The sequence below is a fragment of the Clostridium muellerianum genome (assembly GCF_012926525.1).
Taxonomy (GTDB): domain Bacteria; phylum Bacillota; class Clostridia; order Clostridiales; family Clostridiaceae; genus Clostridium_AM; species Clostridium_AM muellerianum.
In genome coordinates this window covers 149354-170209 of sequence record NZ_JABBNI010000063.1, presented here as the reverse complement: position 1 = coordinate 170209, position 20856 = coordinate 149354, and the positions used below count along the sequence as shown (strand labels likewise).

Here is a 20856-nt window from a genome sequence, read left to right as displayed (position 1 = left end):
TTGGCATTATACTTGCTAATATATAATAGTGAAACTAAGGAGGTGGAACTAATGAATATTAAAAACTTCCCTAAGGTCACTATTATTTTACGTGGATATAATTATAGCCAAGTGAGAACTGTTATGAAGGCGTTATCTGAAAGTAGCATAAAGTCTGTAGAAATTACAATGAATTCGACTGGAGCTATAGAGATGATTAGTAAGCTTTCTAGTGAGTTTGGAAGCCACATGAATATAGGGGCTGGAACTGTAACTACCATGGAGCAAGCGGAAGAGGCGATTAAAGCAGGAGCAAAATTTATACTTTCCCCAGTTATGTTTCCAAAGGAAATAATAGATCTTTGCAAAAAAAGTTCAGTAATATCTGTACCAGGAGTAATGACGCCAACAGAAATACACAAATCTTTAATAGATGGAGCTGATATACTTAAAGTGTTTCCAGCAATAAGTTGCGGTACAAGGTTCTTTAAAGATGTTAAAGCACCGCTTGGAGATATTCCATTGATGGCAGTAGGTGGTGTGAATAAGGAAAATGCAAAAGAGTTTTTGGATAATGGAGCAGACTTCTTAGGAATAGGCTCAGGTATATTTAGTAAAGAAGATATAGTTAATGAAAATCTTGAGGGATTAATAAAGTCATTAAAAGACTTTGAAGAAAAAGTAAGGTAGGAGATAGAAAAATGAGTGTAGGAGTGTATTTTCATAAAGATTTGGTATTTAAGGACTTAGAGTTCTCAAGTAATGTAGAAGTTTTGGAATTTTTAGCATCTAAGTTATATGAAAAAGGCTATGTGAAGGAAGAATATAAGGAAGCTATTTTAGAGAGAGAAAAGGAATATCCCACAGGACTACCATCAATTGATATTAAAATAGCAATACCTCATGCTAATCATACCTTAGTAAATAAAGCAACTTTAGCTATAGGTATTCTTAAAAATCCTGTAGAGTTTAAAGCTATGGATGATCCAGATAAAGGTCTAAATGTAAGCATAGTAATTATGTTAGCTTTAAATGAACCTCATGGACATATTGAGATGTTACAGAGAATAGTTAAGCTTATTAAAAATCCAGATACCTTAAAAGAAATTACGCAAGCTTCTTCTTGTGAGGAAATTATTAGCAAATTAGAACCTTATCTAATAGCATAAAAGTTTAGTGGTATATTTAATAAAGTTTTAAAGTAGAACAAAATATGAAATAAATATATAAACTTAGGAGGAATTTAAAATGAAAAGGGTATTAGTAGCATGTGGAAATGGAATAGCAACATCAACAGTGGTAGCAACCAAAATTAGAGAGGCTTGTGAAGAGAATGGTGTAGATGTATCAATATCTCAATGTAAACTTTTAGAGGTAGAATCAAAGGCTTCAGATTTCGATTTACTAGTTACTACAGGTAAATTTACTGGTGGAGAAGTAAATATTCCAACAATAGGAGCTATATCACTATTAACTGGAATAGGTGAAGAAGAAACACTTGAAGAAATAGTAAATGCTTTAAAATAAAGCATTTACCCCCAAAAAAGGAGGAGTATTAAATGTTATTTAATATATTTAACACTTTATTAAAAGCAGGAGCTATAGTTATGCTCCCAGTAATCATATTTATCATAGGACTTATATTTAGAGTTAAACCTATAAAAGCCTTTAGATCTGGATTAACAGTAGGTATAGGCTTTGCAGGTATTAATTTAGTAATAGGACTTCTTTCATCAAATCTTGGTCCTGCAGCTAAGGATATGGTTAAACTTATTGGAATTAAGCTAGATGCACTAGATGTTGGTTGGGGTTCAATTGCAGCAATAACATGGTCATCACCAATAATACCAATACTAATATTTGGAATACTAGCAGTTAATATAGTAATGCTTATCTTAAAAGTAACAAATACGCTAGATGTTGATATATGGAACTATCACCACATGGCTATAGTTGGAATAATGACTTATTTTGTTACAAAAAATGTTGTTATAGGTGTTTTGGCAAGTTTAACTATGGCAGTAGTTATATTTAAAATGTCAGATTGGACAGAACATCTTGTAAGCGATTACTTTGGTTTGCCAGGAGTGTCACTTCCAACAGTATCAGCTCTTTCATCTCTTGTTATAGCAGTACCTTTAAATATGCTATTAAATGCAATTCCGGGTTTAAATAAAATAAACTTTAGTGTTAAAGATGCTAAGAAATATTTAGGTTTCTTTGGAGAACCAATGATGATGGGACTTATTCTAGGTGGAGCTATTGGAGCTCTAGCTAGATATGATATAACTAAGATACTTTCTATAGCAGTTAATATGGCGGCAGTAATGGTACTTATACCTAAAATGACTGCACTATTTATGGAAGGTTTAATGCCAATATCAGAATCAGCTAAGAAGTTAACAAAAGAAAAATTCAAGGGAAGAAAGTTCTTAATTGGATTAGATGCTGCAGTAGTAGTAGGAAATCCAGAAGTTATTACAACAGCTTTAATAATAATCCCTTTAACTATCGCTATGGCAGTAGTTCTTCCAGGCAACAGAGTACTACCTTTTGCTGATTTAGCAGTTGTTCCTTTCAGAGTAGCTTTAGTAGTAGCACTAGCTGGCGGAAACTTGATAAAGAGTATTATTATAGGATTAGTATGTATGGCAGCAATATTACTAGCAGGTACTCACTGTGCACCAGTACTCACAGAACTTGCAAAATCTTCAGGTATAAACTTAGGAATGGCAGGAGGAGCTCTTATTTCTACATTCTCAGCAACAAGTTTAACTTTAAGTTTCATAGTATATAAAGTATTTACAGGTAATTTAGTTATAACTTTACCTATATTCTTTATAGCGTTTGGGGCAATCTGGCTTTATATAGAATCAAAAAAGAAAAGACAAGGTAAAACAGAAGAATCAGTTGTATAATAATTGAGTTTGATATTTAGTATGAATTGCTGTAAGACTGATGTAGGAGGATTTTACAGCAGTTTATTGTAACACAGAATAATCCTAGTAAATAGGGATGATAAAATTATGTGATTTTATATTATGGAGGAATAAGATATGATACAAAGAGCAATTGATAAATTAGAACCTTTTCAGAGGGCTATTTCAAAAGCACATCTTGCTTCAGCAGGAATATCAATAGATGCTTTAGATAGCAAACCTTTAATTGCTATTTGCAACAGCTGGAATGAAGTATGCCCAGGCCATGAGCCTTTAAGACAATTGGCTGAAGAAGTAAAAAAGGGTGTTCGTGAAGCTGGTGGAGAACCTATAGAATTTAATACTATAGCCATGTGTGATGGAATTGCACAAGGGCATCCAGGTATGAGATACTGCCTGCCTCATAGAGAAATTATTGCAGATTCTGTTGAGGCAATGGTAGTTGGAGAAGGTGTATTTGATGGAATGGTTATGTTAACTGCTTGTGATAAGATAACACCTGCTATGCTTCAAGCTGCAGCACGGGTAAATGTTCCAACAACTATTGTTACAGCAGGTCCATGTATTCCTGAAATTACACCACAGGATTCAAAAGAATTACGTTCTAAATTTTTAAGCGGTGAAATAACAGAACGTGAATTGATAGAAGGAACGTTAAAGTATTATACTGGCCCCGGAATATGCCCATTCTTAGGAACAGCTAATACAATGAATGTCTTAGCTGAAGCACTTGGAATGATGCTGTCAGGAACTAGTTTAATACCAGCTGGTACAAGCTTTAGAAGATTTGCAGCAAGAAATTCAGGAATTGAGGTTATGAAACTAGTAGATAAGGGAATAACACCAAGAAAAATTATGACCAAGGGAGCATTAAAGAATGCAATAGTTTTATTAACTGCAATTGGGGGCTCTTTAAATGCATTATTACATTTACCAGCTTTAGCAGCAGAACTTGAATTAGAGCTACCATGGAATGAGTTTTCTGAAATTAGTTCTAAAACACCAGTACTTTGTGGAATAGTTCCTAATGGAAACCAAACTGTTGTTGATCTTCATAGAGCTGGAGGAGTACCTTCTGTTCTACGTGAGTTAAGAACTCTTTTAGAATTAGATGTTGTAACAGTGGATGGAAAAACTGTAGGTGAAATTTTGGACTTAACAAAAGATGGTGATAGAAATGTAATAAGAACTTTTGATAAACCAATACAAGCTTCTGATGGAATACAAATTCTTTATGGAAACTTAGCTCCAAAAGGTGCACTAGTTAAAACTTCAGCAGTTCCTGAAGATCAAAGAGATTTTGTAGGAACAAGTATCGTATTTAATAGCGAAGAAGAATGTCATAAGGCATATAAAGAAGGAAAAATTAGACCTGGACACATAGTTGTTGTAAGGTATGAAGGTCCTAAAGGTGGACCAGGTATGAGAGAATTACATCGTGTAACTGAGATACTTAAAAAGATACCTAATACAGCAGTAATTACTGATGGACGTTTCTCAGGAGCAAGTGGTGGATTAAGTGTTGGATATATGTGCCCAGAAGCGGCCGAATGTGGGCCGATAGCTGTTGTTCAAGATGGAGATACAATAAAAATAAATCTTAAAAAGGGTATAATGGAATTAGAGGTTTCTGAGAAAGAAATGGAAACTAGAAAGTTAAAATGGACTCCTATTAAAAAAGAATGTGGTAAAGGAATTTTACCACGCTATGCAGAGCAAGTTGGATCCGCATTAGAAGGAGCAGTGCTAAAAAGACTAAAAAATATAGATTAATAGTATTATAATAAGTTCTATTAAAAAAGATATAAATAGCCGTACTTCTAGACAAATTAGAGGTACGGCTATTCCTTTATTTATAATGCCAGATGTATTGTAGAAAAACGACATTTACCTATTATTGACACTCAGTTAAATTTATGATATATTACATACATACCAACCGTATGTATGTAAGGAGGGATTCTGTGGCGCGTAACAAATATCCTGAAGAAACAGTAAAACAAATATTAGATGTTTCTTTAAAACTTTTTATGGAAAAGGGCTATGAGAAAACGACCATTCAAGATATTGTTAATAATTTAGGAATGTCTAAGGGAGCGATTTATCATCATTTTAAGTCCAAAGAAGAAATTATGGATACAATAAGTAAGAGGAGTTTTAAAGAAAATACTTATTTAAATGAAATATGTAGAAACCATGATTTAAATGGTCTTGAAAAGATTCAAAAAATTCTTATTTACAATATATCAGATACAAATAAGCAGATTAATGATAAGTTATCACTTTCTCTTACTAAAAATCATCGAATGATTGCTAAGCATCTTGAAGATACTATGCAATATGCAGCTCCTATGCTTGCCAAATTAATTGAAGAAGGTATAAATGATAAGTCAATAACTGTTGTTAATCCCAAAGCTACATCAGAAGTTATTATGCTATTATTTAATTTTTGGTTAAGTCCGGCTATATTTAGAATTTCAAAGAAGGAGTTTTTAGATAAATTAGATTTTCTAAAGAATTTAATTGACTTTATGGGAATTTCCTTGATTAGTGATGAATTTATACATAAATGTGTACAATACTATGAGAACATTTTTGAGAAAGAAGTGTAACATTGAAAAATAATCTACCCATGTAAGGTAGTTTATTTTTTAGGTACATACATACCGACGGTTTGTATTAAAAAATAAAAAACAATAAATTTAAATTGGAGGATACCTAAATATGGGTGATAAATGGATTGTAGAAACCGATAAATTAAGAAAAGTTTTTGATGGGGTAGAAGTAATTAAAGACTGTTCTATGCATATAAAACAGGGTACAATTTATGGGTTTTTAGGCATGAATGGTGCTGGAAAAACCACTGTATTTAAGATGTTGTCGAGTTTACTCTCACCTACATCGGGAACAGCAAAAGTGTTAGGGGTAGATATAACTTCTCATAGTAGTGAAGTTTTAAGAAATATAGGTAGTATTATAGAAGTACCTATTTTTTATGAACATTTATCTGCCGTTGAAAATTTAAGAGTGCATCTTGGATATATGAATAAGAAAAATATAGATATAGATAAAACTCTAGAAATGGTTGGACTTCCTTCTAGAGATAGGAAGCCTGTATCAACCTTCTCTCTAGGAATGAGACAGCGACTAGGTATTGCACGGACAATTATTCATCAGCCCAAGCTTCTTATATTAGACGAACCTCTAAATGGACTTGATCCAATGGGTATTCGAGAAATGAGAGAGTTATTTCTTAATCTTGTAAGAAATGAAGGTATGACCATTCTTATATCTAGTCATATTCTTACCGATATAGAACACATTGCAGATAATATAGGTATCATTGCAAATGGCAAGATTATTGATGAAGTAAGTATGGCAAAAGTTAAATCCCAAACTTTAAATGCTAGTCTTGAAGAATATTTTTTTCAAAAAATTAAGGAGAAATTAGAATATGTTTAAGTTTATATCTTTAGAAATGCATAAGTTTAAAATTAGAACTTATGTCTTAGCAAGTATCGTTTCGTGTATAGCCCTTTTAGGATTTACCTATCTTATTTCTGTAATTTCTAGAGTTGAAAAAGATCCTTTATTTCAAAGTTACTCTAATATCTTTAAATTTATAGGTATCATGAGTATGATTATTTTCACTGTACTTTCTGCTGTTATGTACTCTAGAATTGTAATAGAAGACTATATAGGAAAGAGACTAGTACTACTATTCTCCTACCCTGTAAGTCGCAGCAAAATTTTCCTTGCTAAAGTATGTTTTGTTACCTTATTTACGGTTATAGCGCTTATGTTTAGTAATGTAGCGTGTTTATTTATTTTTAGTATAACCGAATTAATAAGTCCAATTGTTAGGGACACGTTAACTCCATTTTGCTTGTTAAATACTTTACAAAGCATTTTATTAACTGCTTTAACTGTTGGTGCTCTAGGTATTCTTTCTATGACAGTAGGTTTTATAAAAAAATCAATGCCTACTACAATTATTACATCATTTGCGTTTGCTGCCACTGTAGGAAATATGATCATGAGTGGTAGTTTGGAAATAGGTTTAATTTTATTAGGCATTCTCATTGCATTAGATGTCCTGGTAGTGAGGGAGATAATAAAAAAAATTAATCAAATGGATTCTATATAAAAGGGGGAAGCAAGATGTTAATTGGTATTATCCTAGGGAGTGTACTAGGAATAATTTTATTATTAATAGGTTTTGTTGGAATTATTGTTAATAAACAAAACAGAAGGTCAAGCCGCTGGCCGGATTGGGTAGTAATTGCTGGAGGATGTGCTATTTTAACTGCAATTTTTAATATTATGAAATTACATTAGTTTTTGATTAAAACTAATGTGCTATTATTTGCAGAAGAAGGATTAAAATTCTTTGGCATTAATAAGAATGTAAAAAGCATGTACAGAAATGTGTCAATAAAATAATGGTTTATAAATACCACGTTGAAATAATATTCAACGTGGTATTTAATATTCTAAAGGATTATAAAAGCTTGTTCTGATGCACATATCTTTGAATTAGCATTAATAAATACTCCTAGCTTATCTATTAAAAGCTATATTTTTTATTATAAAATGTTACTATAGGATACAAAAAAGATTATTATTTGATAGAATTTCATTTGTTTTATACGTAATAGTAAGTGTAAGGGTCCTTTAGAAAGGAGAAAATTTTACCATGGATGAAGAAATTTACTCGTTAATAGAAAGTAGAAATGAAAAAGGTATGGAGTTACTTATTAATGAATATTCAGCATTAATAAAAGCTATAGTAAAAAAACATTTATATAATCTTTCGCAGTATCATGAAGAATGTATTAATGATGTGTACCTTGGAATTTGGAATAATATAGCTAGTTTTAATAAAGAAAAGAATCTTTTAAAAAATTGGATAGCTGCAATAGCAAAGTACAAAGCTATTGATTATAAGAGAAAGTATTTAAAAACTCTTGAATATATTGATATATCTGAGATAGATATAGAAAGTGATTTTACTATAGAAAAAGAAGTTTTAAAAAATGAATTAGAGTATGAAACAGAGGAGATTCTTAAAAACCTCAATCCAATGGATAAACAGTTTTTTATTAAGCTTTTTGTAAAAGAAGAATCTATAAAGGAAATTAGTGAAGAGTTTAATATTAAACCATCTCTAATATATAATAGAATTTCTAGAGCAAAGAGCAAGATAAGAAGATTATTTTCTAGGTCATAAGGAGGGATATAATCTATGAAGGATGAGTATAGCTTATTAAATAATGTAGAGGTAGATTTTTCACAGTATACAATAGAAGAAGTTAATGAAGTTGAAAAGAAGAAAATGATGAAAAAATTTATAGATTCTAAAAGCAAAAAAGTGTTTTGGAGTAAAAAGAAGATTTTAGTGGCTGCAGCAGCTTTACTTTTAGTAGTGAATCTAGGTGTACAAGGAGATAAGGTTTTAGCGGTGGCAACTAGCTTAAAATATAATATTACTACATGGTTAGGTATTAATAATAATGGAGGAAAGTATGAAGCTCAAATAGGAAAAACTTTGGAATGGAAGGGTACCAAGCTTACTTTAAATGAGTTTTTTATGGATAATTCAAGGATTATTATTAACCTTAATGTTAATAAGGAGGTAAATGAGACTGTTAAGGATCATCTTAAGTTAGTACCAGATGTTTATCTTAATGGTAAAAAGGTTGAGAGAACTTCTGATTATGTTGGATATAGAGTTGCAGAAATTGATGGAAAGAATAAAGAAAGTAATATAATTCTTGAAGTAGAAGGAAAGGGCTTATCCTCAAATAATAAGGAGGATGTAAAGTTAGTGTTTTCTACTAGCTTTGTTTATGATTCAACAAGTTATAAACACGATTTTAGCTAAGGAATGTGGTGTTAGAGATCCAGATTTTACTTAACTAAAGTGATTAAGGTAGATAAAAATATAGCAATAGGTGAAAATAAACTTTATTTAGATAATGTTACTATTACACCAGATAGAGTACTTATTTCAGGTTCTTCAAAAGGGTTTAGTTCATGGGAAAATAACAAGAATGTAAATTATTATTATGATGTTGTTGATGAGAATGGTGATTCAGTTCCCTTGAAAGAGGAGATAGGAAAGGGAGCATATTTCTGTAGATTCTCCAGAGAGGGAGAGGAGGGCAAGGCAGATACCTTTAAGGAAATAAATACTTTAAAGATTGTTCCATATACTTTTAATAAGATAAGTACAAATACTACTGTTGTTTGTGATGGAAGAATAAGATATATTATTGAAGATAAGATTATTACAATTGATTTAAAAAATAAAGTGTATACCAATAATTTAATAAGCAAATAGCAGATAAAGTAGGCAGTTTCATTTAATTATGGAGTAGTGGATTTCAAAGGAGATGATTTGCCTCCACCATTAAAACCTAACATACATAGTAACCAATAACGTATATTTACTTAATAAATGTATGTATGATAAAATTATTTTGTAATTATATATTAAGATGAATAGAGGGATTAAGCATGACATGTATGGTAAAACGTGCTGTTGTTCAAGGCTCCGTGCAAAGACTACATGAAGATATAGGATAATGTTTTGTTCGGAGCCGAATTTAAATAACTTTCACTAAAATATTTTTGTGTGGACTTTGCTTCATTTATTTACAAATTAAAAGTAGATAGGAGCAAATGCTATGAAATATGAAAAAGCACAAAATATATTGCCACAGTATGTTATTGAATTAATTCAACAGTATGTAGATGGTGGTTATTTATATATACCTAGAAAGTTAAGCAGTAAAAAAGCTTGGGGTGAAAATAGTGGTATAAAAAATAGTTTAAAAAAAAGAAACAGAGAAATTTTTAATAACTATAAAGAAGGTATATCTGCTAAAGAACTTTCTAAGCAATTTTTTCTTACGGAAGACAGTATTAGAAGAATAATTAGAGAAGAAAAACAATTAATATAACTTAAAAGGATATTTTTATATTATGTAGCTTATGTAATATAAAAATATCCTTTTTAATTGTTTCTGTAAAATCAGACAAGTTTATTACAGAATTATTTATGAACTGGATAAAGCAAGGGAAATGAAGTTATAATTTTATTGTAAGGTTCAGTTGTGAATACTGTAGTAAGGGAGTTGAAAAGTATGATACAGGGACTACGTGGAGGAAGAATTATAATGTTAAAACAAAGTTTAAAAATAGAAAATATACCTGCAATTTTGTGGGGTGATAAGTCCGATAAGCTATTTATAGCTGTGCATGGCAATATGTCAAATAAGGCTGATCATGTTACTGTTGCATTTGTAGAAGAGGCAGTAGAAAAAGGGTATCAGGTACTAAGTTTTGACTTACCTGAACATGGTGATCGTAAGAATGAAAATTATGTTTGTAAAGTTCAAAATTGTGTTCATGATCTTAACATTATTATGCATTATGCAAAATCATTATCAAATAGCATAAGTTTATTTGCTTGTAGTATGGGAGCGTATTTTAGTTTACTTTCATATAGTAATGATTTATTAAATCAGTGTTTGTTCCTGTCACCTGTGGTAAATATGGAACGTATTATAAATAATATGATGACATGGTTTAATGTAAGTGAAAATAAACTGAAAGAAGAAAAAGAAATTTCCACACCTATTGGACAAACACTTTACTGGGATTATTACTGTTATGTAAAAGAACATCCTATTGTTACCTGGAATAAGGCAACTTCAATTCTGTATGGTTCAGAAGATAATCTATGCGAATTTGATGTAGTATCTATGTTTGCAAAAGAATTTGATTGTCACCTAGATATAATGGAAAGTGGAGAACATTATTTTCACACAGAAGAGCAATTGCAATATTTTAGACAGTGGGTAAAAAAGCATATTATGAAATAAAACAGAATGTAAGATATAAAATGAGTATAATTACGAGAGCGAGTTTTTGTTCAAAAAACTAAAATGTAAACCCCATGACAGTTTGTCATGGGGTTTACTATATAAGCTTAGAATCATTTAGGGAATGTAAATTAATCTCCATCCTCGCCTCCAGGACCATCGCGCCTTGGACGTGATGATTCTGGAAGAGGTTCAACAATTTTAGGGGGTTTGTTGCCATGTACAGAATTTAAAGAACTATTTTGGTGATTAGAGTTTGAACAATTACATTGTTTATTAAAAGTAGAATGATTGTTTTCATTAGTCATTTTATAAACACCACCTTCTAAATTATTTTGTACAGATAACAAGTTTTTATGTTAGAAGTTTTTTTCAAGATGTCTAATATTGTGATAAAAAACATTAAAGAAAACAATAAGAAATTTTTAAATTATTTTTTGTAACTAGGAATATGTAATGTTATACAACTTCCATTTTTCCAATTTTTAAAATTATATTTTCCGTCATGTGATGTAACTATCTGTTTTACAATATAAAGTCCAAGACCATGAGTTTTGTTACTTGGAAATTCAGTTGAGAAATTTAAGGTTTCTAAAATATCATCTTTAAAGCCAAGTCCAGTATCCTTAATTTCAATTATACAATTCTCATCTTCTTGTTTTAGGTCAATGTAAATATTGCAGCCGTTGTCATTATGTTTCATACTATTTCCTATAATGTTTATGAGAGCACGTTCAAATAATCTCATATCACCGTTTATCATACAATCTTGAGCTTCAGGAGAAGTGAAAAGTTCAAAATTATACTTGTTATCACAGGAGTTATTTAAATAATCTACAACTACTTTTCTTAAAAGTTCTGCAGCATAAAAAGGATGAATATCTAAAGGTTGCATTTCATATTCAAGTTTTACTGTTAAATTTAAGTCACTAATCAGCTGCTTTATCTTTTCACTTTGAAGTCTTATAATGCTAAACTGATTTCTTTCTTCTTCAGAAAATTTTTTATTATCTTCTAAGGAACTAGAGTAACCCATAATCATAGATAGAGGAGTTCGAATGTCGTGGGATATTCCGCTAATCCAATTATTTCGAGCTAAATCTCTCTTTTCTATTAATGCTTGCTGTCTTAAAAGTTCCTTAGAGGTGTTATTTATATTTCGAGCTAAATCTCCTAATAGCCCTTTAGTTTGAAGAGATACTGGCTTCTTTTTAGACATATCGTCTATTCCTTTTACAACTGTGCGAAGAGAAAGAAAAAAACGGATTCCAAATAAAAAGGCTAGTAGAATAGCAACTATGAAATTTATGATTAATGCAGCAAGTAACCAATTAAGTCCATTACGTACAAGCTTTTCTGGTGCTTCAAGTTGAGCTTTCCAAATGCTATTTTTACTGTTTCCAATTACAAATAATCCATTTTCATGTTTCCAAGTTTGAGTTGGGTAGTCCTTTAGATACCACTTACTAAAAGAAGCGATGTCAGAAGAAGTATAGCTTAAAGGAATATCCTTTGGTAGATTTTTGCTCCATATAACTTTTCCATTATCATTTAAAAGCATTGCCCATTGAAATTGATCTGTAAGTATATTTGAAGCTCTATTTGATAATGTGTAATTATTACCTTCCTTTTTTAGACCTTGACTAATTTCGGATATTTTGTATTTATCATTGGAATATTTACTAGATGATGATGCACATAAGCATAACACAATAATATTAGTTATTAATAATATTATGGCAATTGTTCCTGCTGAGAGAACATAGCGCATAATTATTTTTCTCATTCCCTTCATTTTATGCCTCCAATACAAGTTTATATCCAAGACCTCTTACTGTTAACAGATGTTTTGGATGAGAAGGATCAGATTCTATTTTTGCTCTTAATCTTCTGATATGAACCATTAGTGTATTTTCATATCTAAATAAGTTATCACCCCAGGCAGCTCTACATAAAGTATCAATAGTTACAATATTTCCTTTATTAGTATAAAGCGTATCTAATAGCGCATATTCTTTAGCTGTTAAGGTGAATTCTTCGTTTTGCGCCTTTATAGAACCACTGTTCATATCAATAAGTGTACTTCCTAAATAAAAAGTAGGCTTTTTATTTGCTTGTCCTGTTAATGGAAAGTAGGTTCTTCTAAGTACAATATTAATGCGAAGAATTAATTCTCTAGGAAGAAATGGTTTGGTAATATAGTCATCAGCACCGAGACCTAGTCCTAAAAGCCTGTCTTCATCTTGATCCTTAGCTGATAAGAAAAGTATAGGAACCATAGAAGTTTCACGAAACTTTTGCATAAGGGAAAAACCATCTCCGTCTGGTAGCATTATGTCTAAAATAACAATGTGAGGATTTATCTTTTTAAACTCTTCTACGGCTTCATGACAATTAGAAGCTGTAAATACTTCATGAAATCCTTCCTTTAGCATAATGTCTTTAACCATTTGAGATAATGAAAGTTCATCATCTACAATTAATATTTTGCAATTTTTAATATCCTCCATACTAAATACCATACCTTTCTAATATTACATAATTCAAGTCTCGGACATACAAAATTTTTACTTAATATAAGCATAATGCAACGCAACTTTTTTAGAGGACAGAGGACAGAGGACAATTGACAGAGGACAGTGAAGGAGGATTTTTCTCCGTTACACTACGAAAAATCTTTAATTAAATATTCAATTACTCGTTTCACTAAAGTGAAACATTGCTGACCTATATAAATTTTAAGCTTCTTTTGCGTTAGCAAAACAAGCTTAAAAAAATAATTTAGTTTTCTGACGTAAGGAAGAAAACTTACCTTCATTGTCCTCTGTCCTCTGTCAATTGTCCTCTAAAAAATGCTTCGCATTTTTTTAAAACTGTGAAAGTTGAGTACATAATGACTGAAATTATTATACATCAAATACTTCTTAAGGTAAATGTAAGGTAGATTTCATGGATATGTAAGGTAGATTTTTTATACTTAAAGAGTAGAAAACAGTGATGAAAAACATTATGTATATTTGGAGGAAAATAAACATGAATATAATAGAAACTAAAAATTTAACTAAAGAATACAATGGAACTCTATCAGTTAATAACTTAAATATATCAATTGAAGAAGGACAAATTTATGGATTCCTTGGACCAAATGGAGCAGGAAAAACTACTTCAATACGAATGATGCTAGGTTTAATAAAACCTACAAAAGGAAGTGTTAGTGTATTTGGATATGATCAAAATAAAAAAAATAGAACTGACATATTGAAAAATGTTGGCGCACTTATTGAAAATGCAGCCAGTTATCCACATCTTACAGCATATGAAAATCTTAAGATAATGAGTACTTTGACTAATTCATCTAAAAATGATATTGATGAAGTATTAAAGATTGTTAGATTAAATGATGTTAAAAACAAGATGGTTAAAGAATTTTCACTTGGTATGAGACAAAGATTAGGAATTGCTATGGCTATTCTTAGAAAACCAAAGCTTCTTATTTTAGATGAACCTACTAATGGATTAGATCCTTCTGGAATTCATGAAATAAGAGAACTAATAAAAGAGATTCCTAAGCTGTATGGCAGCACAGTTTTAATTTCAAGTCACCTTTTATCAGAAATTGATCAAATTGCAACTCATGTAGGCATTATTACTAAAGGAAGTCTTGTATATCAAGGTACTATCGAAGAACTAAGAAGTAAAGGTCATGAAAAAATAAAAATACGCACAGATGACATGAATGGAACTATAAACGTACTAAATCAAAAGAATATTTTTCATAATGTACAGGATGGATATATTGAGATAGGTGGCCTAAATGATGAGAAAATAGGACAAGTAATTGAGAATATAGTTTTTAAAGGTATAAAGGTATATAGAATAGAAGAAGAAAAAGCTTCATTAGAAGATATTTTTCTTAACCTTACTGGAAAGGAGAATAGTTTATAAATGAAAGATATTGTTTGTGCAGAATTTATAAAAATGAAAAGAAAGAAGGTATTTTTACTAGCTTTAATTGGTGAATTATTATCATTTTTAGTTGCTTATGTTTTTGAAAGTAGACCTGGATCAAAGAATTGGATGGATTTATTATATAATTTTAGCGGATTTAATTTTATGATTATGATAATAGTATTTACAATTATTATTTCTAAAATAGTAGATATTGAACATAAATCGGATATGTGGAAAATTGAATTTATTTCTATAAAGGATAAGAAGTCGCTTTATATAGCCAAATTTATTTGCGTATTAATAATAATGTTTTTTTCTTCTTGTATATCCTTTAGTGGCTTAATTTTATTAGGGAATAGTATAGGAATAAAAGGTATTGCTTACGGTTTAATATTAAAGCAGAGTTTATGCCCTTTAATTGGATATTTACCATTTATAGTTTTACAGCTTTCAATTTCTATAATGGTAAAAAATCAAGGAGTTTCAATAGCTTGTGGAGTTATAGGATGTTTTTTAGGGGTACTTGGTTTTGCACTTCCCTTTGGAAAAATTCTCATATGGATGTATCCGTTTTTTACTGCACCTATGATTTCTGCATCAAATATGAGCACAGTTATGAATAAAAGTAGTGTAATGTTTAGTTTTATAAGTATTATTGTAGCAGCGGGAATGACTTTCATATCACTACGTTTGTACGATAAAAAGGAAGATCTTTAAGAAGGAGTGAGATATTTTGTATAGATTAATTAAGTGTGAATTACTAAAATTAAAAAGACAAAGAGCGTTTATAATTTCAATAATAATTACATTCATACCAATTATATTAGGATTATTTACTTTTAAGGCTAATTATAGTGTATTTAAGGAGCAAAACGTAAATGATTGGTTAAAAGGCTGGGGACAGGTTGCAATGTTTTATTCACCTATTATATTTCCTATAATAGCTAGCATATATTGTGCAATGATATTTAGAGTGGAATACATGAATAAAAATATGAAAATCATATTATCAACCCCTGTTTCAAGAAAGTCACTATATATATCAAAGTTTATAACAGCAATTTTAATGGTTTTATTCTTACAGGTTATATTTGGTCTTACATACTTTATGGTTGGAAAAATGTATGGAATAACAGATCCTTTTCCAATTAGCAGGATCATTAATATTTTATTCTTTGGATGGATAGGAGCTTTACCACTAATTTCTGTGCAGATGTATTTATCTTTAAAGTATGAAGAATTTACAAAATCAATTATGATAGCATCATGCTTCTCACTACTTGGATTTTTTATATCATCTGTAAAAGGTCTTAAATACATATGGCCCTGGGCGATTCAAAAAATATCTATGGATATTTCAGCATCGGCAGGTATACAAGGAATAATTCCACAGTTATCATTTACTATATATTGTTTAACTTTTATGGTAATAATTAATGTGATAGGTATTAGAAAATTTGATGATGGAGAGGTTATGTAGTATTTAAATATATTATTTTATAGATATGCAACTTGAAAATCTTAATTTTGTTATAAAATTAAAATTGAATTTTAGTATTCATCGAAGCAATATAACATTTAATTATGATGTTGTATATCTATATTAAAAATTAAAGATACTATGAATTTTAGACTATTACATAGATAAAAGATTGCATGCAATTGGCTAAAATAGGTGTATAATATGAAAAAGTATAAACACTACTTGCTTTAATAAGCTGAATAACTAGAGAATATTCTAGTTATTTTTTATTTACAATAAAAATATATTTAGAAAGTAGTATTATTCATGATAAGGAAAAAAATATTATTAGTTATGGTGATATAAGGTATCATGAAAAAAATTTATAATATGTCAAATTTTTTTACTTACTTAGGTTACTATTATTTATATAATAAAGTATAATTAATATGTAACTGATTATAGTGAAAATTACTTGACAGAAAAGCAAGGATATTTATATATGAATTCAGCTAATATCATTGCTTTATAATTTAATGCATAAAAATAGCATTATAGAAGGTTAAGTAGTTGCTTATAAAAGAAGGAGTGATAGCACATGCGTGTCAGTTAAAATGTTATATAAATGTAATATTTATTGTAGTAATAATTAGTGCTGGATCTTATTTACTGGGATATAGCGATTATTTGTAATTGCTTTAAGTGTTAATATTAGTACATAAATTTTATTAATATTAAAGAATACACAACACTAATTTTAAATTTTTATTGTAATTATAAAGGATATGGTACTATGGAAAAGAATATGGAAAAGAATAAGCATAAAAAAATTATAGTAGGAACTGCAATTTCTCTTTGTACTTTAATTATTGTGTATTTTGGAATGGCAGCGTATTTCAAAAATCATTTTTATTTTGGATCTGAAATTAACATGGTTAATGTTTCTGGAAAAACCGTGGAAGAAGTAAATACAAAAATGGCATCTGAGATAAAATCATATAAGTTAAATCTAAAAGAGAAAGATGGTAAAAGCGAACAAATTCACGCTGAGGATATTGGGTTAAAATATAATTCAGAAGATGAATTTAAGAAACTTAAAGATAAGCAGGGGTCTTATAAGTGGATTTTAGCATTTTTCAGTACAAAAGATTCTAAAATGACAGCTGAAGTTTCATATGATAAGAAACTACTACAAGAAAAGCTGGACAATCTCTCCTGTACTGATAGTAAGAATACCATTGAGCCTAAAAATCCTAGCTTTAAATATTCTAATAATGGTTATGAGATTGTAAATGAAGTTAATGGAAATAAGGTAAATAAAAGTGCGTTATATGATAATGTAGTAAAGGCTATAGTTAAGGGAGAAACTACAATAGATTTACAATCGCTTAAATGCTATGTTAATCCAAAGTATACTACAAAGTCAAAAGAGACTACTGAAATTAAAAATACACTTAACAAATATGTAGCTTCTAAGGTTACTTATACTATTGGGGATAGCAAGGAATCTATAGATGCTTCTACAATAAATAAGTGGCTTACAGTTAATGAAGATTTTAAAGTTGCATTTGATGAGGAAAAAGTAAAAGAATATCTTAAAAAATTGTCTGATACTTATAGTACAATTGGAAAGACAAGAAAGTTTACTGCATCTTCAGGATCAACAATAAATGTTGGTGGTGGTGATTATGGATGGGATATTAATACTGCCAAAGAAACACAGGAATTAATTGCTGCCATTAAAGAAGGTAAAGATGTAAAAAAAGAACCAGTATATAGTCAAAAAGCTGCATCGCATGGTAGTAATGATATTGGAAATACTTATGTAGAAATAGATATGGGAAGACAGCATTTATGGTTTTATAAAAATGGATCTTTAGTAGTACAGGGAGATGTTGTTACAGGTAATGTAAGTAATGGACATGCAACACCAGAAGGCATTTATAGTTTGAAATATAAAGAAAGACATGCTACTTTGAAAGGACAGGGATATGCTTCTCCTGTTGATTATTGGATGCCATTTAATGGTGGTATTGGAATTCATGATGCAAACTGGAGACCGGCATTTGGTGGTAGTATATATAGGGGAGATGGTTCACATGGTTGCGTAAACTCACCACATGAATTAGCAAGGACCATATATGAAAATATCGAGGAAGGTACTCCAATTGTTTGTTATTATTAATTATAAATCTATGAAATAATTTTAAAAGCAGCTTGATTAAGCTGCTTTTTTTTGATCATAGTCTATATTTTTATCCTTTGCTAATATAATTGTAGAAATTATAATAAGTACACTTCCAAATAATAGTGGAAATGTCATTTCTTCATTTAGAAATAGCACACCTAAAAATACACTAACTATAGGTTCAAAAGTACCTAATATAGATGAGGTAGAGACACCTATTAGTTCTATAGCTTTTAGAAGTAAAATTATTGATAGTATAGTGGAAATTACGGAAATTCCAAGGTAGCAAAGTATGGTCTTAAAGTTAAAATTTAAAACTATAGAATTATTAGACATCCCACATAAAACCGTACCTATTGATGAACCTACGCAAAGATACATGGTAGTAACTCTGTTATCTAAGGACCTAATAGATTTTAAATTAAAAGAGACCATAGTAAGTCCATAGGATAAACCCGAAAATAAAGCTAAAGCAACTCCTAAAATATTTACAGTATTATTTTTAAAACCAACTAATGAGTAAACACCAATTGCAGCAAGTAACAGAGATATGATTTTTTTAGCACTCATTTTATCTTTATAAAGTATAAAACCAGCTATGCAAACTACAACCGGATATATAAAGTGTAAAGTAGTTGCAAGTCCTGCACCTAAATAATTATAGGATACAAATAAAGTTTGAGTTGTTAGAGTATATCCAGTTATGCCGATAGCTATAAGTAAAAGTATTTGTTTCTTTTTTAAGTTAATATTAATGCGTTTACATTTTAGATAGAAAAATAATATTAATGCTGAAAGCGAAAATCTAAATATTAATGCAGTAGTTGGATTAGAACCATTAGAATATGCAATTCTAGCAAAAATAGGCATAACTCCAAATGCCGTTGATGATAGAAGTGCATAACATACTCCTTTATAACTATTCAAAGCTTGTCCTCCTTTTAGATGTTAGTAAAACGTTTAAAAAATCCATAGAATATTATATCACAAATCTAAAATTTTTATAAATGTTAAAAATGAAGCTAAGATAGAATTTAGAGTACTTTTGGCCTTATTATAAGAAAAAATATTTGTTTAAAATTAAAAAAAAGTTTATTATAATAAAATTATTGGATAGTATCATCTCAAAATAGAAATGTGCATGTATTTACATTTAATGAAGAAACACAATCTTATAATGAGCCAATTGTTTATTTTAAAGATGATATTACTAATTGCAATATATTTAATGATTTATCAATGGAGTTAAAGAATATTTTTTATTAAACTTCAGTTTCCTGGTAGTTATATGATTGGAAGATAAAATGTGGTAAAAGGCACTAAATAGCTTATTTAATTTAAATAAACTGTATAGTGTTTTTTTATTGTGAAAGCCTTTTTTGCTTTGTTTGATAAATCAATATATAATATTGTGTAAGAATTAAAGTAAGAGGAATAGGAATAGGAAGTGAGACTTGTGGATAATGAAAAGCAACAATTAAGTGTTGAAGTAGCAAGACTTTATTATCAGTCAGACTATAGTCAACAGCAAATTGCGTCACAACTTGGAATATCGAGACCAACTATATCGAGACTTCTTAATTACGCTAAAGAAAAAGGTTACGTTAAAATTAGCATTATTGATCCATTTGCAGATTTAGATAAATTAGCTTATCAGCTAAAAGAAAAGTATGGATTAAATGATGTACGTGTGGTTTTTTCACCGAAGGATGATTATACTTCTATCAGAGAATACATTAGCAAAGAGGCGGCAGAGTATTTAGAAGAAACAATAAAAAATGGGGATATCATAGGAGTAAGTTGGGGAACAACAATGTATGAAGTTGCAAAAAGGCTTACAGGTCAAAACCTTAAAGGAGTAGAAGTAGTTCAGCTAAAAGGTGGAATTAGTCATTCTGAAGTAAACACATATGCATATGAAACAGCTAGTCTTTTTGCTGAGGCTTTTCAGACAGTCCCAAGATATTTGCCACTGCCAGTGATTTTTGATAATGCCGTTGTAAAAGAAATGGTAGAAAAGGATCGCCATATAAAAAGTATTATGCAAATGGGCAAGGAATCCAATATAGCCATTTTTACAGTTGGTACCGTTCGAGATGGCGCATTGTTTTTTCGGTTAGGTTACTTAACGGAAGAAGAGGAAAATTCATTGAAGCAAAAAAGCGTAGGAGATATTTGCTCTAGATTTTTTGATGAAAATGGTGAAATTTGTGATGAAGAAATTGATAGTCGTACCATAGCAGTATCCCTAGATGCACTTAGACAAAAAGAAAAAGCTATTTTAGTTGCAGGCGGAAAACGTAAAGAAAAAGCAATACGAGGAGCACTAAAGGGGAGAAATGCTAATGTTTTAATTACTGATCAATTTACTGCAAAGAGACTTTTGGACTAACTTGAGAACAAAATTTCACAGATAACTTTACAAATGTTCAAAAAAGTTTTATTATA

23 protein-coding genes are annotated in these 20856 nt (G+C 29.9%); 19 read left to right on the top strand and 4 right to left on the bottom strand.

Translation table 11 applies throughout. The annotated features are described in order from the left end of the window. Positions 1–51: 51 nt before the first annotated feature. The 14 genes from HBE96_RS21625 to HBE96_RS21565 all read left to right on the top strand — a co-directional run bounded on the left by HBE96_RS21625 (position 52) and on the right by HBE96_RS21565 (position 10807). Positions 52–669, top strand: coding sequence for a bifunctional 4-hydroxy-2-oxoglutarate aldolase/2-dehydro-3-deoxy-phosphogluconate aldolase (locus HBE96_RS21625; RefSeq protein ID WP_169299775.1), 618 nt, complete (start codon positions 52–54; stop codon positions 667–669). An 11-nt stretch (positions 670–680) separates the two neighbouring features. Beyond that, a complete protein-coding gene (locus HBE96_RS21620) occupies positions 681–1148 on the top strand; it encodes a PTS sugar transporter subunit IIA (RefSeq protein ID WP_169299774.1) in 468 nt (155 codons plus the stop codon). A 79-nt stretch (positions 1149–1227) separates the two neighbouring features. Beyond that, on the top strand, positions 1228–1506 hold the full coding sequence (locus HBE96_RS21615; RefSeq protein ID WP_169299773.1) for a PTS sugar transporter subunit IIB: 279 nt from the start codon (positions 1228–1230) through the stop codon (positions 1504–1506). Between the two features lie 32 nt (positions 1507–1538). Beyond that, positions 1539–2897, top strand: a complete 1359-nt coding sequence (locus HBE96_RS21610; RefSeq protein ID WP_169299772.1) for a PTS galactitol transporter subunit IIC — start codon at positions 1539–1541, stop codon at positions 2895–2897. A 138-nt stretch (positions 2898–3035) separates the two neighbouring features. Next, the gene (gene ilvD, locus HBE96_RS21605; RefSeq protein ID WP_206155025.1) at positions 3036–4691 is read left to right on the top strand and encodes a dihydroxy-acid dehydratase; all 1656 of its coding nucleotides are present in this window, start codon (positions 3036–3038) and stop codon (positions 4689–4691) included. A 191-nt stretch (positions 4692–4882) separates the two neighbouring features. Further along, positions 4883–5530 (top strand): TetR family transcriptional regulator, encoded by a 648-nt coding sequence (locus tag HBE96_RS21600; protein ID WP_169299771.1) that lies wholly within the window; start codon positions 4883–4885, stop codon positions 5528–5530. 112 nt (positions 5531–5642) lie between these two features. Continuing rightward, positions 5643–6380: an ABC transporter ATP-binding protein gene (locus HBE96_RS21595; RefSeq protein WP_169299770.1), complete on the top strand. Its 738-nt coding sequence runs from the start codon at positions 5643–5645 to the stop codon at positions 6378–6380. Continuing rightward, positions 6373–7065, top strand: coding sequence for an ABC transporter permease (locus HBE96_RS21590; RefSeq protein WP_169299769.1), 693 nt, complete (start codon positions 6373–6375; stop codon positions 7063–7065). Before HBE96_RS21595 ends, HBE96_RS21590 begins: the two co-directional genes overlap by 8 nt. A 14-nt stretch (positions 7066–7079) precedes the next feature. Further along, positions 7080–7256 (top strand): hypothetical protein, encoded by a 177-nt coding sequence (locus HBE96_RS21585; RefSeq protein ID WP_169299768.1) that lies wholly within the window; start codon positions 7080–7082, stop codon positions 7254–7256. Between the two features lie 358 nt (positions 7257–7614). Next, the gene (locus tag HBE96_RS21580; RefSeq protein WP_169299767.1) at positions 7615–8148 is read left to right on the top strand and encodes a sigma-70 family RNA polymerase sigma factor; all 534 of its coding nucleotides are present in this window, start codon (positions 7615–7617) and stop codon (positions 8146–8148) included. Positions 8149–8163: 15 nt separating this feature from the next. Then, positions 8164–8802, top strand: coding sequence for a DUF4179 domain-containing protein (locus HBE96_RS26535; RefSeq protein ID WP_243187026.1), 639 nt, complete (start codon positions 8164–8166; stop codon positions 8800–8802). A 39-nt stretch (positions 8803–8841) separates the two neighbouring features. Next, positions 8842–9261 carry a hypothetical protein gene (locus HBE96_RS26530; protein WP_243187025.1) on the top strand — a complete coding sequence of 140 codons (420 nt, stop codon included), beginning with the start codon at positions 8842–8844 and terminating at the stop codon, positions 9259–9261. Between the two features lie 346 nt (positions 9262–9607). After that, positions 9608–9883, top strand: a complete 276-nt coding sequence (locus HBE96_RS21570; protein ID WP_169299766.1) for a CD3324 family protein — start codon at positions 9608–9610, stop codon at positions 9881–9883. Between the two features lie 216 nt (positions 9884–10099). Then, positions 10100–10807 (top strand): alpha/beta hydrolase, encoded by a 708-nt coding sequence (locus tag HBE96_RS21565; protein ID WP_169299882.1) that lies wholly within the window; start codon positions 10100–10102, stop codon positions 10805–10807. 131 nt (positions 10808–10938) lie between these two features. Here the strand turns inward: HBE96_RS21565 and HBE96_RS21560 are convergent, their stop codons facing one another. The 3 genes from HBE96_RS21560 to HBE96_RS21550 all read right to left on the bottom strand — a co-directional run bounded on the left by HBE96_RS21560 (position 10939) and on the right by HBE96_RS21550 (position 13317). Beyond that, positions 10939–11115: a hypothetical protein gene (locus HBE96_RS21560; protein ID WP_169299765.1), complete on the bottom strand. Its 177-nt coding sequence runs from the start codon at positions 11113–11115 to the stop codon at positions 10939–10941. Positions 11116–11237: 122 nt separating this feature from the next. After that, the gene (locus tag HBE96_RS21555) at positions 11238–12602 is read right to left on the bottom strand and encodes a sensor histidine kinase (protein ID WP_169299764.1); all 1365 of its coding nucleotides are present in this window, start codon (positions 12600–12602) and stop codon (positions 11238–11240) included. Position 12603: 1 nt separating this feature from the next. Continuing rightward, a complete protein-coding gene (locus tag HBE96_RS21550) occupies positions 12604–13317 on the bottom strand; it encodes a response regulator transcription factor (protein WP_169299763.1) in 714 nt (237 codons plus the stop codon). Positions 13318–13840: 523 nt separating this feature from the next. Here HBE96_RS21550 and HBE96_RS21545 point away from each other — a divergent pair. From HBE96_RS21545 to HBE96_RS21530, 4 genes are all read left to right on the top strand, one after another. Then, positions 13841–14752: an ABC transporter ATP-binding protein gene (locus HBE96_RS21545; RefSeq protein WP_169299762.1), complete on the top strand. Its 912-nt coding sequence runs from the start codon at positions 13841–13843 to the stop codon at positions 14750–14752. Beyond that, complete coding sequence (locus tag HBE96_RS21540) at positions 14753–15475, top strand: ABC transporter permease (protein WP_169299761.1); 723 nt, start codon at positions 14753–14755, stop codon at positions 15473–15475. A gap of 16 nt (positions 15476–15491) precedes the next feature. Beyond that, positions 15492–16238: an ABC transporter permease gene (locus tag HBE96_RS21535; RefSeq protein ID WP_169299760.1), complete on the top strand. Its 747-nt coding sequence runs from the start codon at positions 15492–15494 to the stop codon at positions 16236–16238. A 775-nt stretch (positions 16239–17013) separates the two neighbouring features. Then, entirely contained in the window at positions 17014–18405 is a 1392-nt protein-coding gene (locus tag HBE96_RS21530) for a L,D-transpeptidase family protein (protein WP_169299759.1), read from the top strand. Between the two features lie 36 nt (positions 18406–18441). On the opposite strand, the gene HBE96_RS21525 is transcribed toward HBE96_RS21530, so the two are convergent. Next, entirely contained in the window at positions 18442–19335 is an 894-nt protein-coding gene (locus HBE96_RS21525) for a DMT family transporter (RefSeq protein ID WP_169299758.1), read from the bottom strand. Between the two features lie 529 nt (positions 19336–19864). Between HBE96_RS21525 and HBE96_RS21520 the strand changes: the two genes are divergently transcribed. Continuing rightward, the gene (locus HBE96_RS21520) at positions 19865–20800 is read left to right on the top strand and encodes a DNA-binding transcriptional repressor DeoR (RefSeq protein WP_169299757.1); all 936 of its coding nucleotides are present in this window, start codon (positions 19865–19867) and stop codon (positions 20798–20800) included. The last annotated feature ends 56 nt before the right edge of the window (positions 20801–20856 follow it).

Excerpts from the sequence above, each read along its gene's own strand:
- HBE96_RS21625 (WP_169299775.1), top strand. The coding sequence starts at position 52 with ATGAATATTAAAAACTTCCCTAAGGTCACTATTATTTTACGTGGATAT.
- HBE96_RS21620 (WP_169299774.1), top strand. The coding sequence starts at position 681 with ATGAGTGTAGGAGTGTATTTTCATAAAGATTTGGTATTTAAGGACTTA.
- HBE96_RS21615 (WP_169299773.1), top strand. The coding sequence starts at position 1,228 with ATGAAAAGGGTATTAGTAGCATGTGGAAATGGAATAGCAACATCAACA.
- HBE96_RS21610 (WP_169299772.1), top strand. The coding sequence starts at position 1,539 with ATGTTATTTAATATATTTAACACTTTATTAAAAGCAGGAGCTATAGTT.
- ilvD (WP_206155025.1), top strand. The coding sequence starts at position 3,036 with ATGATACAAAGAGCAATTGATAAATTAGAACCTTTTCAGAGGGCTATT.
- HBE96_RS21595 (WP_169299770.1), top strand. The coding sequence starts at position 5,643 with ATGGGTGATAAATGGATTGTAGAAACCGATAAATTAAGAAAAGTTTTT.
- HBE96_RS21590 (WP_169299769.1), top strand. The coding sequence starts at position 6,373 with ATGTTTAAGTTTATATCTTTAGAAATGCATAAGTTTAAAATTAGAACT.
- HBE96_RS21585 (WP_169299768.1), top strand. The coding sequence starts at position 7,080 with ATGTTAATTGGTATTATCCTAGGGAGTGTACTAGGAATAATTTTATTA.
- HBE96_RS21580 (WP_169299767.1), top strand. The coding sequence starts at position 7,615 with ATGGATGAAGAAATTTACTCGTTAATAGAAAGTAGAAATGAAAAAGGT.
- HBE96_RS26535 (WP_243187026.1), top strand. The coding sequence starts at position 8,164 with ATGAAGGATGAGTATAGCTTATTAAATAATGTAGAGGTAGATTTTTCA.
- HBE96_RS21570 (WP_169299766.1), top strand. The coding sequence starts at position 9,608 with ATGAAATATGAAAAAGCACAAAATATATTGCCACAGTATGTTATTGAA.
- HBE96_RS21565 (WP_169299882.1), top strand. The coding sequence starts at position 10,100 with ATGTTAAAACAAAGTTTAAAAATAGAAAATATACCTGCAATTTTGTGG.
- HBE96_RS21560 (WP_169299765.1), bottom strand. The coding sequence starts at position 11,115 with ATGACTAATGAAAACAATCATTCTACTTTTAATAAACAATGTAATTGT.
- HBE96_RS21555 (WP_169299764.1), bottom strand. The coding sequence starts at position 12,602 with ATGAAGGGAATGAGAAAAATAATTATGCGCTATGTTCTCTCAGCAGGA.
- HBE96_RS21550 (WP_169299763.1), bottom strand. The coding sequence starts at position 13,317 with ATGGAGGATATTAAAAATTGCAAAATATTAATTGTAGATGATGAACTT.
- HBE96_RS21545 (WP_169299762.1), top strand. The coding sequence starts at position 13,841 with ATGAATATAATAGAAACTAAAAATTTAACTAAAGAATACAATGGAACT.
- HBE96_RS21540 (WP_169299761.1), top strand. The coding sequence starts at position 14,753 with ATGAAAGATATTGTTTGTGCAGAATTTATAAAAATGAAAAGAAAGAAG.
- HBE96_RS21530 (WP_169299759.1), top strand. The coding sequence starts at position 17,014 with ATGGAAAAGAATATGGAAAAGAATAAGCATAAAAAAATTATAGTAGGA.